The sequence below is a fragment of the Halorubrum sp. SD683 genome (assembly GCF_002135045.1).
GTDB classification, from domain to species: domain Archaea; phylum Halobacteriota; class Halobacteria; order Halobacteriales; family Haloferacaceae; genus Halorubrum; species Halorubrum ezzemoulense.
In genome coordinates this window covers 15449-29102 of the sequence record NZ_NEWJ01000016.1, presented here as the reverse complement: position 1 = coordinate 29102, position 13654 = coordinate 15449, and the positions used below count along the sequence as shown (strand labels likewise).

The following is a 13654-nucleotide window of genomic DNA, read 5'->3' as shown; positions in this document are numbered from 1 at the left end:
CGGTGTTAAGCCTGTTCTCTCGGGGCTCGGGCCGGGAGTCCGCGTCGCGTTCCGCGGTCCGGAACCCCTATGAGGCGACGGCGACTTATCCCGCTTATGCGACTGTTCCGCTCGGACGAGCTCCTCGGCATCGCCCGAGAGACCCTGGATTTCGTCCTCGAGGCGAGCGAGGAGACGCACCCCAACGAGTACATGGGGTTCCTCCGCGCGGACGACGCCCGGAAGCTCGATCTCGACCGGGACGGACAGGTGATCACCGACGTGCTCGTCATCCCGGGCACGGAGTCGAGCCCGACGAGCGCCAGCGTCCGGACACACATGAAGCCGAACGACATGCGCGCGGTCGGGTCGGTCCACTCCCACCCCAACGGCGCGCTGCGGCCGAGCGACGCCGACCTCGCGACCTTCGGGCAGGGGAAAGTACACATCATCGTCGGCGCCCCCTACGGCTGGGGCGACTGGAAGGCGTTCGACAACGAGGGGCGACAGACCACCCTCGACGTCCTCGACGTGGAGGTGCCCGACGAGCACTTCTTCGATTTCACCCAGGAGGACATCGACCGGGAGCTCGACGAGCGCGACCGCGGCGGCTTCCTCTCGTGGTTCCGATGACGCGGGTCGTCGCGCAGGGGACGTTCGACCTGCTCCACCCCGGCCACGTCCACTACCTGGAGGACGCCGCGGCCCGCGGCGACGAGCTCCACGCCATCGTCGCCCGCCGGACCAACGTCACGCACAAGCCCGCACCGGTGCTGTGCGCCCGCCAACGGCGCGACATGGTCGCGGCGCTCGACGCGGTCGACGAGGCGCACCTCGGCGATCCGGGGGACGTGTTCGTCCCCATCGAGCGGCTCGACCCCGACGTGATCGTGTTGGGGTTCGACCAGCACCACGACGAGGCCGACATCGCCGACGCGCTCGCGGACCGGGGTATCGACTGCCGGGTCGAGCGCGCGTCCGGCCGCGAGCCGAAGTACGAGGACGAACTGCTCTCCAGTGGCGACATCGTCGACCGGATCCTCCGAGAGCGCGGCGGCGAGGCGGACGCGGACCGGGACTGAGCGCTGATGGACGCCGTCCGCTCGGGTCCGCGTTTTCGCCCGCCGCTCGCCGCCGTTTTGTCGAAGCGCGGAACATATATGGGTCCGATTCGTAATTCACGCCACGTGACGCTCCCAGACAGATTCCCCGCGGTGTTGGCCGCGGCCGCGATGGGCGTGTACCTGCTCGTCGTCGTCGGCGCCACCACCTCGCTCACCGAGGCGGCGACCGCCTGCGGCGCCTGGCCGGCCTGCGGGAACGGCGCCGCCCTCCCGACGGCGACCGAGGGGTGGATCGCCCTCGGCCACCGCGCCCTCGCCGCCGTCGTCGGTCTCCTCGTCGCGCTCTCCGCCGCGCTCGCGTGGCGGGACGGCGCCGACCGCCGGGTCAGGGTCGCGCTCGCCGTCGCGCTCGTCGTCTATCCCGCGCAGGCCGGCGTTGGCGCGCTCGTCGCGCTCGGCGACCTCCCGGCCGCGCTCGGCTCCGCGCACCTCCTGATCGGTATCGGAATCTTCGGGGCCGTCCTCGCCGCGCTCGCCTGGTGGCTGGAGGCCGAGACGGGCGACCCGGACGACGCGCCCGACGAGTTCGAACCCGGGACCGACGACCTGCCGCCGGTCGAGGAGGCCCCGGAACCGGACATCCCGTCGGCGGCGCTCCCGCGGCTGAAGGCGACCGCGACCGCGTACTTCCGGCTGATGAAGCCGCGGCTGATGTGGCTGCTCTGCCTCGTCGCCGCGGCCGCGATGGCGCTGGCGGGCGGCTCCGGTTTCACGCCGCCCGTCGTGGCGGCGACGCTCGCCGGCGGTGCGCTCTCGATTGGCGCCTCCGGGACGTTCAACCACGTCCTCGAACGCGACGTGGACAAGCGGATGCAACGCACCAGCGACCGCCCGCTCGCGACGGACCTCGTGCCCGTTCCGCACGCCCTCGCGTTCGGCGGTCTGCTGACGCTCGTCTCGCTCGGCCTGTTCTGGACGGTGAACTCCTTGACGGCCGCGCTCGGGCTCGTCGCGATACTGTTCTACAGCGTCGTCTACACGCTCGTCCTCAAACCGAACACGGTCCAGAACACCGTCATCGGCGGCGCGGCCGGCGCGCTGCCGGCGCTCATCGGGTGGGCCGCGGTCACGGGCGAGGTCGGCGGCGGCGGGGTGCTGCTCGCCGCGGTCATCTTCCTGTGGACGCCCGCACACTTCTACAACCTCGCGCTGGCGTACAAGGACGACTACGAGCGCGGCGGCTTCCCGATGATGCCCGTCGTCCGCGGGGAGACCGCGACGCGTCGGCACATCCTCTGGTACCTCGGCGCGACGCTGGTCGCCGCGGTCGCCCTCGCCGCGGCCGCCGACCCGCTCGGCGCGCTGTACGCGGTCGTCGGCGTCGGCGTCGGCGGGGTCTTCCTCTGGATGGTCGTCCGGCTCCACTACGAGCAGACTGAGGGGGCCGCCTTCCGCGCGTTCCACGCCTCGAACGCCTACCTCGGCCTGTTGCTGTTCGCCGTCGTCTTCGACGCGCTGGTGGTCTGACACGGCGATATCGTCGCGAGCGCGCCGCGACCGACCGGGACCTGTCCCTTTAATCCTGTTCGTGTCCTACGCTGTGCCATGACACGCGTTGAAGTCGAGTACTGCGTCCCCTGTGGCATGTTGAACCGCGCCCGAGACGTCTCCGAGGCGATCCTCAAGCAGTTCGGCGAGAGCGTCGACGAGGTCGCTCTGGTGACCGGCGACGACGGCGTGTTCGTCGTCCGCGCTGACGGCGAGGTCGTCTTCGACAAGACCGAAGACGAGTACGACGTCGACGCCATCGTCCGCGCGGTCAAGCCGCACGTCGGCGCGACGGCGTAGTCACTCGGCTGTTCTCAGACTGGAGACGCCCGAGGAGGACTCTTCGACGGGTTACATTGATCACTGTTCTCACGCCGCAAGCTAATTACGACTCGCCGACAAATCTCGGTGACGATGTCGGACTCATCGGAACGGACCCGGACCGAGGCGGTCGCCCCCGGCGATCCGGCGGTCGACGCCGCCGCCGAGAACCGGTCGCGGCTCGCGCGGACGTGGTACCGGTCGCGGTTCGGCGTCGGCGTCATCGCCGCCGACGTGCTCCTCACCGTCGGCCTCGCCGCCGGGGCGCTGCTGGTGACCGACGGCCCGTTCCCCGGGTTCGCCGGCCTCGGTTCCGGAGTCGTTCCGCCGTTCGTCCCCCTGTTCAGCCTGCTCGGCGCTCTGGGGTTCGTGTTCACCGCCCTCGTCGAGCGGTTCGACGCCTCCGTCGGCACGCTCGTCCGGTACAACCTCCGGCTGCCGGCCGCCCTGCCGCTCGGCGTCGGGGTGTACCTGCTCTCCGACATCCTTCTCGGCGGGACGACTGGCGACGCGCCCCTCGTCGCCGGCGTCGTCTTCCTCTCGGGACTGTACGTGAACCTCGCGTACAAGCGCCTGGGGGCGTTGGCGCGCCGCCTCCTCCCCGCGAGCGCCGATCGGAGCGCGGGCTCGGGAGACGGGGAGAGCTGACCCCGGCCACGCTGGACTCAGTTGGGGTCGAACACCGCACGCGCGGAGTTGGTCACGACGAGGATGCTGCTCGACGCCATCGCGAGCGCGGCCAGCAGCGGGTTGAGGACGCCGGATAACGCCAACGGGATCGCGACCGCGTTGTAGACGAACGCCCAGCCGAGGTTCTGTTTCAGCCGTCGGTTCGTCCCGCGCGTGACGGCGAACAGTTCGGGGACCGCCGAGAGCCGGTCCTCCAGGAGGACGGCGTCGGCCGCGTCCGCGGCGAGGTCGGTACCGGAGGCGATCGAGACCCCGAGGTCGGCCGCGGCGAGCGCCGGCGCGTCGTTGCTCCCGTCGCCGACCATCGCGACCGAGCCGTCGGTGCCGAGCCGCCGGACCGTCTCGGCCTTCGCCTCCGGCGGCACCTCGGCGAACACCTCGTCGATCGCGGGGTGCTCCGCGAACCGCCTCGCGGCCGCGGGCGCGTCGCCGGTGAGCACCACCACCCGGCGGCCGTCCGCGTCGAGGTCGGCGACCACCGACTCCCACCCGTCGCGCACCTCGTCGCCGACCGTCAGGACGCCGCGGCCGCGACCATCCCAGCCGACGTAGACGGGCACGTTCCCGCGGTCGCGGGCGGTCGCTCCCGCCTCGCGGAGCGTGTCCGGTATCGGCCAGCCGCGCTCGTCGAACAGGCCGGGGTGGCCGACGACGACCTCGTCGCCGTCGACGCGCCCCGCGACCCCGCGGTCGAAGACGTCCACGTCCGTCGCTGGCGGGCCGCTCGGGGCGGGCGTGTCGTCGGTCTCGCCGACGCCGTCGGCGGTCGAGTCCGCCGCGGTCGCCGCGCCGCCGTCGGTCGCCGGCCGCTCAAGAGTTCGCCCCTCCGAGTCCCCCAGCACTCCGGAGACGATCGCCTCGGCGACCGGGTGGACCGAGGCGCGCTCGACGGCGGCGGCGCGGTCTCGCACGCGGTCGACAGGCGTCCCCGCCGCGGCCGTCGCGTCGAGCAGCCGCATCTCGCCGTCGGTGAGCGTCCCGGTCTTGTCGAGGACGACGGTGTCGACGTCGCTCGCCGACTCGAAGACGGCGTCGGAGACGACGACGATGCCGCGGTTCGCGGCGTCGCGGATCCCGGCGGCGACCGCAAGCGGCGTCGCCAGGCCGAGCGCGCACGGACACGAGACGATGAGCACCGTCAGCCCGACGAGCGCGGCCTCGATCGGCGCCGACCCGAGCGCCAGCGTCGCGGCGGCGCCGACGGTCGCGACCGCGACGACGAGGGGGACGAACACCGTCGCCAAGCGGTCGACGAGCCGCTGGACGCCGGACCGCGAGCTCTGGATCTCCCACAGCAGCCGCACGAGGGTGTCGAGGGTGTTCGCCGCGTCCTCGCCGACCTCGACGACGACCGGCGAGTCGGTGACGACGGTCCCGCCCCGGACCGCGTCGCCCTCGCGTTTCGTGGCGGGGAGGGACTCGCCGGTGACGAGCGCCTCGTCGACAGCGGCCGTTCCCTCGGCGACGGTCCCGTCGAAGGGCACGCGCTCGCCGGGGCGCACGAGCAGCCGGTCGCCGGGGTCGACCGCGTCGGCGGCGATGGTCTCGCCCGCCTCGGTCCGCACCGTCCGGTCCTCGGTCGTCGTCAGGTCGGCGAGCATGCCGGTCGCCCGCCGCTTGATGATCGACTCGTAGTGGTTGCCGGCGGTGACGACCAGGATGACGGCGATGGTCACGTCGAAGTAGAGGTCGGTCCGGCCGACGAACAGCGCGAGCGTGCTGTAGACGTACGAGCTCGCGGCCGCGAGCGACACCAACAGGTCCATGTTCGGCTGCCGGGCCCGGAGGCTCACGTACGCGCCCCGCAGGATCGGGTAGCCGGTGTAAAACAGGACGATGGAGGCGAACACCCAGATCTGCGCGAACAGGTACGTCCCCGAGACGCCGCCTAAGTCGAGTATCGGCTCGTACCCGAAGTAGGTCGGATACAGGAAGAGGACGTACCACAGCATCGCCATCATGCCGAAGAACCCGCCGCCGATCAGGAATCGCACGACCGCGTCGTCGTCCTCCGCGTCCGGGTCCGCGCGGTCGCTCGCCGAGTAGCCCGCGACCGAGAGCCGCCCGGGGAGCTCCTCGGCGCTCACGGCGTCGGGGTCGTAGTCGACCCGGATCGTGTCCGTGGCGTAGCTCGCCTCGGCGGCCGCGACCCCCTCCTGCTCGCCGGCCGTCATCTCGAGGAACGACTCGCAGGTGGCGCAGTGCATCCCGTCGACGTGGAGGAACGTCGTCTCGCCGTCGAACTCGTCGCCCGGCGTCGCATCCGGCCGCTGCTCGTCGAGGTCGTCGAGGTCCTCGACGTCGTCCAGCGACCGCGCGACGGTCAGACAGCCCCGGCAGCAGAACTCGCCGTCGACGTCGGGCGCGGTGTGCGGGTCATCCCCAGTCGGGAGGTCACAGAGCGTACAGCCTGTCATTGGTGGTCCGTTCGCGGTCGGTGGGGCGGTCCGCGGACCGGGGGCGGCGGGTCCCGCGGTTCGTGATCGATTACGCGTGTTCGGAGTCGGCCGAGTCGCCGGCGAACCCCGGGAGGGTCCCGCCGGTCGCGATCCGGAGGCTCCCCCAGATGAGCAGGACGTTCACCAGCGTCACCGCCACGACGAACTCCGCCCGGTCGGCGATGAACACCACCGCGGGGACGAGTCCGCCGAGGACGAGGAGTACGGCCTGTTGGATCGAGAAGTCCATGCCGTAACCATGCGCTCGCCGGAAATATATAACACCCGTGTTTTCAGGGTGCGAGAACGGGTAGATCTTATATGGCTCTCTACTGTCAAAGTCGCCTATGGGCCAAAGTGAGGCAGCAAACGCTCCGACTGACGATGTCGGCGGCGAGGGAGAGGATTTCGACCCGATCGGCACGCTCACGCTCATCGGAATTTACTTCGCAATCTTGGTACTCGCGTGGGTGTACATCTACTTCGTAGAGTTCCTCGGCCGGGACCTCGTCGTGGTGGGGTGATCACACGTGCACATTCACGCCTACGAGAAGCTCTGGCTCGCGCTGTCGATCGTCCTGATTCTCGCGCTCATCGGCACCGTGACCTACGGGGCGGTCGGTCCCGGCGTGGCGATGGTCGCCGACTCGCAGTCGACGGTCGACGCCGCGGCGCTCGACGAGGACGAGCGGTTCTCCGAGCCCCGCGTCGAGCAGGTGGGCGAAAACGAGTACGAGGCGTACATCGTCGCCTACCAGTTCGGCTTCGAACCGTCTCCGATCGTCGTGCCGGCGAACAGCACCGTGACGTTACACGTCACCTCTCGCGACGTGATACACGGCTTCGAGGTCGTCGGCACGAGTGCGAACACGATGGCCGTCCCCGGCGAGGTCTCGGAGATCACGGTCGAGACCGAGGAGCCGACGGAGTACGGGCTCGTTTGTAACGAGTACTGTGGCGCCGGTCACCACGTCATGGAAGGAAAGATCAACGTCGTGAGCCAGTCGGAGTTCGAGAGCCGCGGAGGTGACTCGGAATGAGCACCGCCATCGAGTCCGAACAGACGTTCGTCGACAAGTTCCCGGACGAGGCGAGGGTCGTCCGCGCGGCCTTCCTGAGCTCCTTCTTCGCCCTGTTGCTCGGCGCGATCTTCGGGATCATCCAGACGCTCCACCGGACCGACGTCGCGCGGATCATCCCCTCGACCGACTACTACACCGTCCTCACCGCGCACGGCGTGTTCATGGTGATCAGCTTCACGATATTCTTCCTCGTCGGGCTGTTCACCTGGGCGCTGACGCGCAGTCTGGACCGGCCGCTCCTGAACATCAAGATCACGTGGACGTGGTACGGGCTGATGGCGACCGGCATGACGCTCACGGGGATCTCGATCCTCGCCGGGTTCGTCGATTCCATCGACATGAGCGCGGACGTGCTGTACACGTTCTACGCGCCGCTTCAGGCCCACCCGCTGTTCTACGCCGGGCTCACCGTGTTCATCGTCGGGACGTGGATCGCGGGCGCCGACTGGTTCCGGACGTTCCTCGCGTGGCGGCGCGAGCACCCCGACGAGCGGATCCCGCTCCAGACGTTCATGGTGCTGACGACGATGACGATGTGGTACATCGCCTCGTCCGCCGTCGCCGCCTCCGTCCTGCTGTTCCTGCTCCCGTGGTCGCTCGGCTTCATCGACCAGGTGAACCCGACGCTCACCCGGACGCTGTTCTGGTTCTTCGGCCACCCGGTCGTCTACTTCTGGCTCATGCCGGCGTACATGCTCTGGTACACCGTCCTGCCGAAGATCGCCGGCGGCCGCCTCTTTAGCGACCCGCTGGCCCGGGTCGTGTTCGTGCTGTTCGTTCTCCTCTCGACGCCGGTCGGGATCCACCACCAGTACCTCGACCCGGGGATCGCCGAGGGGTTCAAGTTCATCTCGATGACGAACACGATGTTCCTGCTGTTGCCCAGCCTGCTCACCGCGTTCACGGTCGTCGCGAGCGTCGAGTACGGCGCCCGTCAGCGCGGCGGCACCGGGCTGTTAGGCTGGCTCACGAACCTCCCGTGGCGCAAGCCGGAGTTCACCGGCATGATGCTTGCCGGCCTGATGTTCGCGGCCGGCGGCTTCTCGGGCATGGTCAACGCCGGGATGAACATCAACTATCTCATCCACAACACGCTGTGGGTGCCGGGTCACTTCCACCTCACCGTCGGGACCGCGGTCGCGCTGACGATGATGGCCGGGACCTACTGGATCTGGCCGCAGATCAGCAACAAGCCGATCTACAGCAGCCAGATCGGGCTGTTCCAGGTCGTCCTCTGGTTCATCGGCATGGCGCTGATGTCGAACGCGATGCACGCGCAGGGGCTCCTCGGCGTCCCGCGACGCACCGCCGAGCCGGAGTACTCCGGCTTCGACTACCCGACGATGTTCGGCGGCTTCGAGGAGCTCAACATCCAGATCGCGATCGGCGGGACCCTGCTCTTCGTCTCGACGATCCTCTTCCTCGGGAACCTCGTGTTGACGATGGGGAACCCGAAGGTGTCCGGGCTCGCGGAGCCGCTCCCCAGTCCGGTCTCCGGCGCGGAGGACGCGCCGCAGGTGCTCGATAACCTCCGCCTGTGGGTCGGCATCGCGCTCACGCTCGTCGTCCTCGCGTACGCGCTGCCGATCGCGGCGATCATCAACCGCGGCGGACTGCTCGGACCGGGCGTCGGCACCTATCCGGTGTGGCTCGCGCCGCTGTTCGACGCGCTGGCGGACGCGGCCGCCCCGCTGTTCGGCGCCGTCGCCGACCTCTCGGCCTCGCTCATTGAGGTGGTCCGATGAGCGTCGACATCTCTCGCGGCGGGCTGCTCGTGACGCTCGCGATCTTCGGCGTGATCGTCTACGAGCTCCGGACCGTGCTCGACTTCGTCGGCGTCGAGCTGCCGATCATCCCGTACATGGGGGCCGTCTTCGTCCTCGCCGGGGCCTCCGTCTGGTACGTCACGCTGAAGGGCGGGTGGCGGACCGAGCCCGAGCCCGACGAACCGGCGTAGCGACGCCGGTCATTCCCGCCGACGCGCCCTCGCGCTCTTCTCTCCGACGTCGACCGCGTCGACGGAAGCAGTTATCACCGTCGACGCCCAATAATGCGTATGGAATCCAATACTGCCTCGAACGCCTCCGAGGCGCCCTCCTCCGGATCGTCCGGCACCGACCGGCCCGTTTCGCTCGCGGACGAGGACGCTCTCGACGCCTTCGTCGCCGACGCGGACGCCGCGCTCGTGGAGTTTTACACCGACGGCTGCGGCATCTGTGCCAGCATGGAGCCGGTGATCGGGAACGTGGCCCGCGGCGCCGAGGCCGACTTGGCGGTCGGCCTGGTGAATCCCCGCGACGACCCGCCGCTGGTCGAGCGGTTCGACGTGCGGAGCGTCCCGCTGTTCGTCCTCTTCGTCGACGGCGAGCCGGTCGCGCGGCGCGCCGACGGGTTCATTTCGGGCGACGACCTGACGGCGTGGGTCGACGAGCACGCGGCCTGACCGAGGCTGATGTGTCGGTTCGGACTCGTTCCGGGGGTCGCCGACGGACACCACCGAAGCCCCAGTCGCGAGCCGGGCGCACGCTCGTTGCGTTCCTCGCTCAGTCGCTCCACTCTGTCGCTGTGGTACGTACACCGCCTTTGCCCGCCTCACGACTGCCCCTTCGAGTGCCACCCCGTACCGCTCGGCCCCGCACCTCACACCTCCCCAGCCTCGGCGGACGCACCGGCGCGGGCGCCGCCGCGCCGGCCCGCCGCCTCCCTCGCGCGTGCTGGCTTCGCGGCCGCCGCTGACGGCCGCTCGCAGGTGCGCGCCACCGCACTTTCCGTACTCACTCGTCGTTTGGCTCTCACCTATTTATAAACGATCGCGCTCGACGGAACCCTTTTGAGCCGGAGCGGCGTACTGTGCGCCAGTATGGGACTGGGCTCGGACATGTACCGACAGCAGATCCTCGACCACTACAAGAACCCGCGAAACTACGGGGAACTCGAGGATCCGGACTTCACGCACGTCGGCGAGAACCCCTCCTGTGGCGACACGATCCGGATGGACGTGGACCTCGACGACGAGGAGCAGACGATCGAGGCGGTGCGGTTCACGGGCGACGGGTGCGCCATCTCGATGGCCTCCGCGAGCATGCTCTCGGAGCGGCTCCACGGGATGAACGTCGACGAACTCGACGGGCTCGACACCGACGACGTCACCGAGATGCTCGGCGTCGACATCTCGCCGATGCGCGTGAAGTGCGCGGTGCTGGGGCGACAGGTCGCGCAGGACGGCGCGAAGATCCACCGCGGCGAGCTCGACCCCGACGACCGGACGGTCACCGAGGAGTGAGCCCGCGGGCCGACGGCGCCCGTCGGCTCCCGCCACGGCTCGTCCCGAGCCCACCGGACTTTTGCCCGCGAACCACGTTCGTCAGCCCATGAGCGACGACTTCGACAAGGAGGCGGAACGCGAGAAGCTCCGCGAGAAGTTCGCGGACGACGAGCAGAAGCGCGAGCACACCCAGCGGATGTCCGAGCTCCTCCTGAAGGGCGCGACGATGACGAACCGCCACTGCGAGGAGTGCGGCGACCCCATCTTCCGTCACGACGGTCGCGAGTTCTGTCCCACCTGCGGGAACGAGGCCGGCGGCGCGGCGGGGGCGAACGAGGCGACCGGGACCGCGGCGGAGCCGGACGCGGCGGGAGGCACCGAGGCGACGGGAGCCCCGCCGGACGTGGACGCCGGCGCGGCGGACGGCGTCGCCGAGAACGGCTCGGTGGGTGCCGACTCCGGTGTGACCGATTCCGCCACGACCGAGTCCGGTGCGACCGAGAGCGCGGGGCCGCGGCCCTCCCGCTCGGCTGCCGTGCAGTCACAGGGATCGGCGCCGCCGCAGGGGTCAGCGCCGCCGCAGCAGTCCGACTCCCAGCGGCCCGAGCCGCGGCGGCCCGACTCCCGACCGCCCGAGTCCGGGCGACCCACCCCGCCTCAGTTGACGGACGACGCCGAGGGCGTCGGCGCCGCCCGCGCGTCGCTGACCCGGACGCTGACGCGGTTCGCCCGTGCCGCCGAGGAGACGGACGACCCGCGGCGCGCCCGCGACCACCTCGAAGCGGCCCGCGAGGCGGCCGAGGCGCTGGCGGCGCTGGACTGACACTACTTATAAACACGTCTCCGTGTCGCGGCCGCGGTCGAGGTCTCGGCTGTCGGTTAACAACCTGATCCCGGTAGATCGGCGGCGAGCCCCACCAGAGTCTCGGCCGACCGTTTATGAGTAATCGACTGCGGATCGCCGGCAATCACCGCCAAAGCCCCGCGACCGCGCCTCACGCCTCCCCAACCTCGCGGCTCCCTCCGCTTCGCTCCGGTCGCCGCGTCCCTCGCGCGTGCTGTCTCGCGGCCGCCGGTGGCGGCCGCTCGCAGGCACGCGCCACCGCAGTTTCGAGTATCAAATAGCCTGCGCTACCGCCCGCTCTCGACGGCGACGCGCATGTCCGCCGCCAGCCGCTCGGCGCGGTCGGCGTCGGCGGACTCGGCGTAGATCCGGATCTTCGGCTCGGTGCCCGAGGGGCGGACCAGCACCCACGCGTCGCCGTAGTCGAGCCGATAGCCGTCCGTCGTGTTCGGCTCCGCGTCGGCGGTCTCGACGTAGGCGCGGGCGGCCGAGAGCATCTCGTCGCGCTCGTCGTCGTCCGCGTACTCGACGTTCTCCCGCACGAAGTGGTAGTCGGTGTACGGCGCGACGACCTCGCTGACGGGCGCGCCGTCCGCGGCCGCGAGCAGTTCGAGGAAGCGCGCGCCGATGTACGCCCCGTCCCGCGAGAGCCGGTACGGCGGGAAGAACAGCCCGCCGTTCCCCTCGCCCGCGATGGGGACGTTGACCCCCTCGTCGTGGAGGTCGCGCGTCCGGGTGATGATGTTCGTCGCGCCGATGGGCGTCAGTTCGAGGTCGGCGTCGTTGGCGGCGCAGACGTCGACGAGCCGCTGGGAGACGTTGACCGCGCTAACGACTGCGTCGCCCGGTTCGAGACAGGCGTCCGCCAGCGCCGCGAAGGAGGTGTCGCCGTCGACGAACCGCCCCCGCTCGTCGACGAAGACGGCACGGTCTGCGTCGCCGTCGTGCGCGATCCCCACGTCGGCGTCGGAGGTCGCGACCAGCCGCGAGAGGTCCGCGAGGTTCTCGGGGACCGGCTCGGAGTCGCGGCCGGGGAAGTGGCCGTCCGGCGTCGCGTTCACCGTCAACACCTCGCAGCCGAGTTCGCGGTAGATCCGGGGGGACGCGACCGAGGCCGCGCCGTGACCGGGGTCGACCGCGACCGTGAGGTCGGCGTCCGCGACCGCCTCGCGGTCGACCGCGGCGGTCAGTTGGTCGGCGTAGTCGTCGACGGCGCCATCGATCGGCGTCGTCGCGCCGGCCGACCGCCAGTCGGCGTGGTCGTACTCGTCGTCGAGGACGCGCCGCTCGATGCGCTCTAACACGTCGACGGAGAGCTCGACGCCGTCGGCGCCCACCAGCTTGATGCCGTTGAACTCCGGCGGGTTGTGCGAGGCGGTGACGAGGACCGCGGGGACCCCGTCGGCCTCGCAGTAGTTCCCGACCGCGGGCGTGGGCACGACGCCGAGGCGGTCGACGTCGCAGCCGACCGCGGCGAGGCCGCTCGCGGCCGCGTTCGCGAACAGCTCGCCGGTGGTCCGCGTGTCGCGCGCGACGGCGACGCGGTCGGCGTCCCACACCGTTCCGGCCGCCTTCGCGATGTCGAGGACGAGCGCGGGCGTGAGGTACCGCAGCGCGACCCCGCGGATGCCACTCGATCCGAACAGCTCCATGCGGGGCCATCCGCCGGCCGAGGGGAAAGCGGTTCCGAACCGCTCGGCCGGTCGCGTGTCGCTCGACCGACATCCGCGGTCGTTCCCGCGACGACGCGTGCGGTTCATGCCGGTGGCGTTCGTTCGACCCGTATGGACCACACGCGACGCGACGCGCTCGCCGGGAGCGCGCTCGCCCTGTCCGTCGCGACGGCGGGCTGTCTCGACTTCGCGGCGGGCGACGGACCGCAGGGCCCGGAGGGAACGCCGGCGACGCTGACCTGCGACGACGACGGGTTCGTCCGCCTCGGTCAGCCGTTCGAGGCGTCGGTCACCGAGACCCTCGTCGAGACGGACGAGACGACCGTTGAGCTCTCCACGGAGGGAGCGACCGAGACGTACGGCCAGTCGCTCCGGCTCGTCCTCCGGAACACCGGCGACGCTCCCGCCGCCACGCTCGGCGAATCCACCTACTCGCTCCAGCGCGAGACGGGGGAGGGGTGGCTCGACATCCGCGGCTCCACCTTGGGCGAGGCGGTCGAACTCCCCCGGACCGAGGCGTCGCTCGACACGAGTTCGGCGTACTCCTGGGACATCACGCTGACCGAGTCGGCGATCGCCGACGCGGTCGACGGCGTCGACTTGGAGGTCTGCCCGCCGCTGGGCGACGGCACCTACCGGTTCGTCTACTGGGGGCTCGTCGACGCGCCCCCGATCGGTGCGGAGTTCGAACTGGTGGGGTGAGGCCGGTTCGACGCGAGCCGCGGAGATCTCGGGCCACGGTGGGGTTCC

17 protein-coding genes are annotated in these 13654 nt (G+C 70.5%); 13 read left to right on the top strand and 4 right to left on the bottom strand.

The window, feature by feature from the left end:
- Positions 1-96: 96 nt before the first annotated feature.
- The 5 genes from B9G49_RS06540 (at position 97) to B9G49_RS06520 (ending at position 3560) form a co-directional block, all read left to right on the top strand.
- Positions 97-612 (top strand): Mov34/MPN/PAD-1 family protein, encoded by a 516-nt coding sequence (locus tag B9G49_RS06540; RefSeq protein WP_049930371.1) that lies wholly within the window; start codon positions 97-99, stop codon positions 610-612.
- Positions 609-1061, top strand: a complete 453-nt coding sequence (locus B9G49_RS06535; protein WP_049930683.1) for an adenylyltransferase/cytidyltransferase family protein — start codon at positions 609-611, stop codon at positions 1059-1061. The genes B9G49_RS06540 and B9G49_RS06535 overlap by 4 nt, the downstream gene beginning before the upstream one ends.
- Before the next feature lie 105 nt (positions 1062-1166).
- Complete coding sequence (locus tag B9G49_RS06530) at positions 1167-2570, top strand: heme o synthase (RefSeq protein WP_049930373.1); 1404 nt, start codon at positions 1167-1169, stop codon at positions 2568-2570.
- Positions 2571-2648: 78 nt separating this feature from the next.
- Positions 2649-2891: a SelT/SelW/SelH family protein gene (locus B9G49_RS06525; protein WP_049930374.1), complete on the top strand. Its 243-nt coding sequence runs from the start codon at positions 2649-2651 to the stop codon at positions 2889-2891.
- Positions 2892-3005: 114 nt separating this feature from the next.
- Positions 3006-3560, top strand: a complete 555-nt coding sequence (locus B9G49_RS06520) for a hypothetical protein (protein ID WP_049930375.1) — start codon at positions 3006-3008, stop codon at positions 3558-3560.
- Positions 3561-3577: 17 nt separating this feature from the next.
- On the opposite strand, the gene B9G49_RS06515 is transcribed toward B9G49_RS06520, so the two are convergent.
- Both B9G49_RS06515 and B9G49_RS06510 read right to left on the bottom strand, forming a co-directional pair.
- Entirely contained in the window at positions 3578-6019 is a 2442-nt protein-coding gene (locus tag B9G49_RS06515; protein WP_086215830.1) for a cation-translocating P-type ATPase, read from the bottom strand.
- Between the two features lie 70 nt (positions 6020-6089).
- Positions 6090-6290 carry a hypothetical protein gene (locus B9G49_RS06510; protein ID WP_086215829.1) on the bottom strand — a complete coding sequence of 67 codons (201 nt, stop codon included), beginning with the start codon at positions 6288-6290 and terminating at the stop codon, positions 6090-6092.
- Positions 6291-6387: 97 nt separating this feature from the next.
- On the opposite strand from B9G49_RS06510, the gene B9G49_RS16700 reads away from it, so the two are divergent.
- The 5 genes from B9G49_RS16700 (at position 6388) to B9G49_RS06490 (ending at position 9565) form a co-directional block, all read left to right on the top strand.
- The gene (locus tag B9G49_RS16700) at positions 6388-6564 is read left to right on the top strand and encodes a hypothetical protein (RefSeq protein ID WP_007345353.1); all 177 of its coding nucleotides are present in this window, start codon (positions 6388-6390) and stop codon (positions 6562-6564) included.
- Between the two features lie 6 nt (positions 6565-6570).
- Positions 6571-7080 carry a cytochrome c oxidase subunit II gene (locus B9G49_RS06505; RefSeq protein ID WP_007345352.1) on the top strand — a complete coding sequence of 170 codons (510 nt, stop codon included), beginning with the start codon at positions 6571-6573 and terminating at the stop codon, positions 7078-7080.
- The gene (locus B9G49_RS06500; RefSeq protein ID WP_086215828.1) at positions 7077-8867 is read left to right on the top strand and encodes a b(o/a)3-type cytochrome-c oxidase subunit 1; all 1791 of its coding nucleotides are present in this window, start codon (positions 7077-7079) and stop codon (positions 8865-8867) included. The genes B9G49_RS06505 and B9G49_RS06500 overlap by 4 nt, the downstream gene beginning before the upstream one ends.
- Positions 8864-9079, top strand: a complete 216-nt coding sequence (locus B9G49_RS06495; RefSeq protein ID WP_049930382.1) for a hypothetical protein — start codon at positions 8864-8866, stop codon at positions 9077-9079. The genes B9G49_RS06500 and B9G49_RS06495 overlap by 4 nt, the downstream gene beginning before the upstream one ends.
- A gap of 99 nt (positions 9080-9178) precedes the next feature.
- Positions 9179-9565 (top strand): co-chaperone YbbN, encoded by a 387-nt coding sequence (locus B9G49_RS06490; protein WP_049930383.1) that lies wholly within the window; start codon positions 9179-9181, stop codon positions 9563-9565.
- Between the two features lie 197 nt (positions 9566-9762).
- Here the strand turns inward: B9G49_RS06490 and B9G49_RS16510 are convergent, their stop codons facing one another.
- The gene (locus tag B9G49_RS16510) at positions 9763-9900 is read right to left on the bottom strand and encodes a hypothetical protein (protein ID WP_158093601.1); all 138 of its coding nucleotides are present in this window, start codon (positions 9898-9900) and stop codon (positions 9763-9765) included.
- Between the two features lie 82 nt (positions 9901-9982).
- Here B9G49_RS16510 and sufU point away from each other — a divergent pair, with 82 nt between their 5' ends.
- Together sufU and B9G49_RS06480 are read left to right on the top strand one after the other, a co-directional pair.
- A complete protein-coding gene (sufU, locus tag B9G49_RS06485) occupies positions 9983-10405 on the top strand; it encodes a Fe-S cluster assembly sulfur transfer protein SufU (protein ID WP_049930385.1) in 423 nt (140 codons plus the stop codon).
- A gap of 88 nt (positions 10406-10493) precedes the next feature.
- A complete protein-coding gene (locus tag B9G49_RS06480; RefSeq protein WP_086215827.1) occupies positions 10494-11210 on the top strand; it encodes an Sjogren's syndrome/scleroderma autoantigen 1 family protein in 717 nt (238 codons plus the stop codon).
- Positions 11211-11518: 308 nt separating this feature from the next.
- Here the strand turns inward: B9G49_RS06480 and glmM are convergent, their stop codons facing one another.
- Positions 11519-12883: a phosphoglucosamine mutase gene (gene glmM / locus B9G49_RS06475; protein ID WP_049930388.1), complete on the bottom strand. Its 1365-nt coding sequence runs from the start codon at positions 12881-12883 to the stop codon at positions 11519-11521.
- A gap of 132 nt (positions 12884-13015) precedes the next feature.
- Here glmM and B9G49_RS06470 point away from each other — a divergent pair, with 132 nt between their 5' ends.
- Positions 13016-13606, top strand: coding sequence for a hypothetical protein (locus tag B9G49_RS06470; RefSeq protein WP_086215826.1), 591 nt, complete (start codon positions 13016-13018; stop codon positions 13604-13606).
- The last annotated feature ends 48 nt before the right edge of the window (positions 13607-13654 follow it).

Excerpts from the sequence above, each read along its gene's own strand:
- B9G49_RS06535 (WP_049930683.1), top strand. The coding sequence starts at position 609 with ATGACGCGGGTCGTCGCGCAGGGGACGTTCGACCTGCTCCACCCCGGC.
- B9G49_RS06470 (WP_086215826.1), top strand. The coding sequence starts at position 13,016 with ATGGACCACACGCGACGCGACGCGCTCGCCGGGAGCGCGCTCGCCCTG.
- B9G49_RS06490 (WP_049930383.1), top strand. The coding sequence starts at position 9,179 with ATGGAATCCAATACTGCCTCGAACGCCTCCGAGGCGCCCTCCTCCGGA.
- B9G49_RS06510 (WP_086215829.1), bottom strand. The coding sequence starts at position 6,290 with ATGGACTTCTCGATCCAACAGGCCGTACTCCTCGTCCTCGGCGGACTC.
- B9G49_RS06515 (WP_086215830.1), bottom strand. The coding sequence starts at position 6,019 with ATGACAGGCTGTACGCTCTGTGACCTCCCGACTGGGGATGACCCGCAC.
- B9G49_RS06500 (WP_086215828.1), top strand. The coding sequence starts at position 7,077 with ATGAGCACCGCCATCGAGTCCGAACAGACGTTCGTCGACAAGTTCCCG.
- B9G49_RS16700 (WP_007345353.1), top strand. The coding sequence starts at position 6,388 with ATGGGCCAAAGTGAGGCAGCAAACGCTCCGACTGACGATGTCGGCGGC.
- glmM (WP_049930388.1), bottom strand. The coding sequence starts at position 12,883 with ATGGAGCTGTTCGGATCGAGTGGCATCCGCGGGGTCGCGCTGCGGTAC.
- B9G49_RS06540 (WP_049930371.1), top strand. The coding sequence starts at position 97 with ATGCGACTGTTCCGCTCGGACGAGCTCCTCGGCATCGCCCGAGAGACC.
- B9G49_RS06520 (WP_049930375.1), top strand. The coding sequence starts at position 3,006 with ATGTCGGACTCATCGGAACGGACCCGGACCGAGGCGGTCGCCCCCGGC.
- B9G49_RS06495 (WP_049930382.1), top strand. The coding sequence starts at position 8,864 with ATGAGCGTCGACATCTCTCGCGGCGGGCTGCTCGTGACGCTCGCGATC.
- sufU (WP_049930385.1), top strand. The coding sequence starts at position 9,983 with ATGGGACTGGGCTCGGACATGTACCGACAGCAGATCCTCGACCACTAC.
- B9G49_RS06480 (WP_086215827.1), top strand. The coding sequence starts at position 10,494 with ATGAGCGACGACTTCGACAAGGAGGCGGAACGCGAGAAGCTCCGCGAG.
- B9G49_RS06525 (WP_049930374.1), top strand. The coding sequence starts at position 2,649 with ATGACACGCGTTGAAGTCGAGTACTGCGTCCCCTGTGGCATGTTGAAC.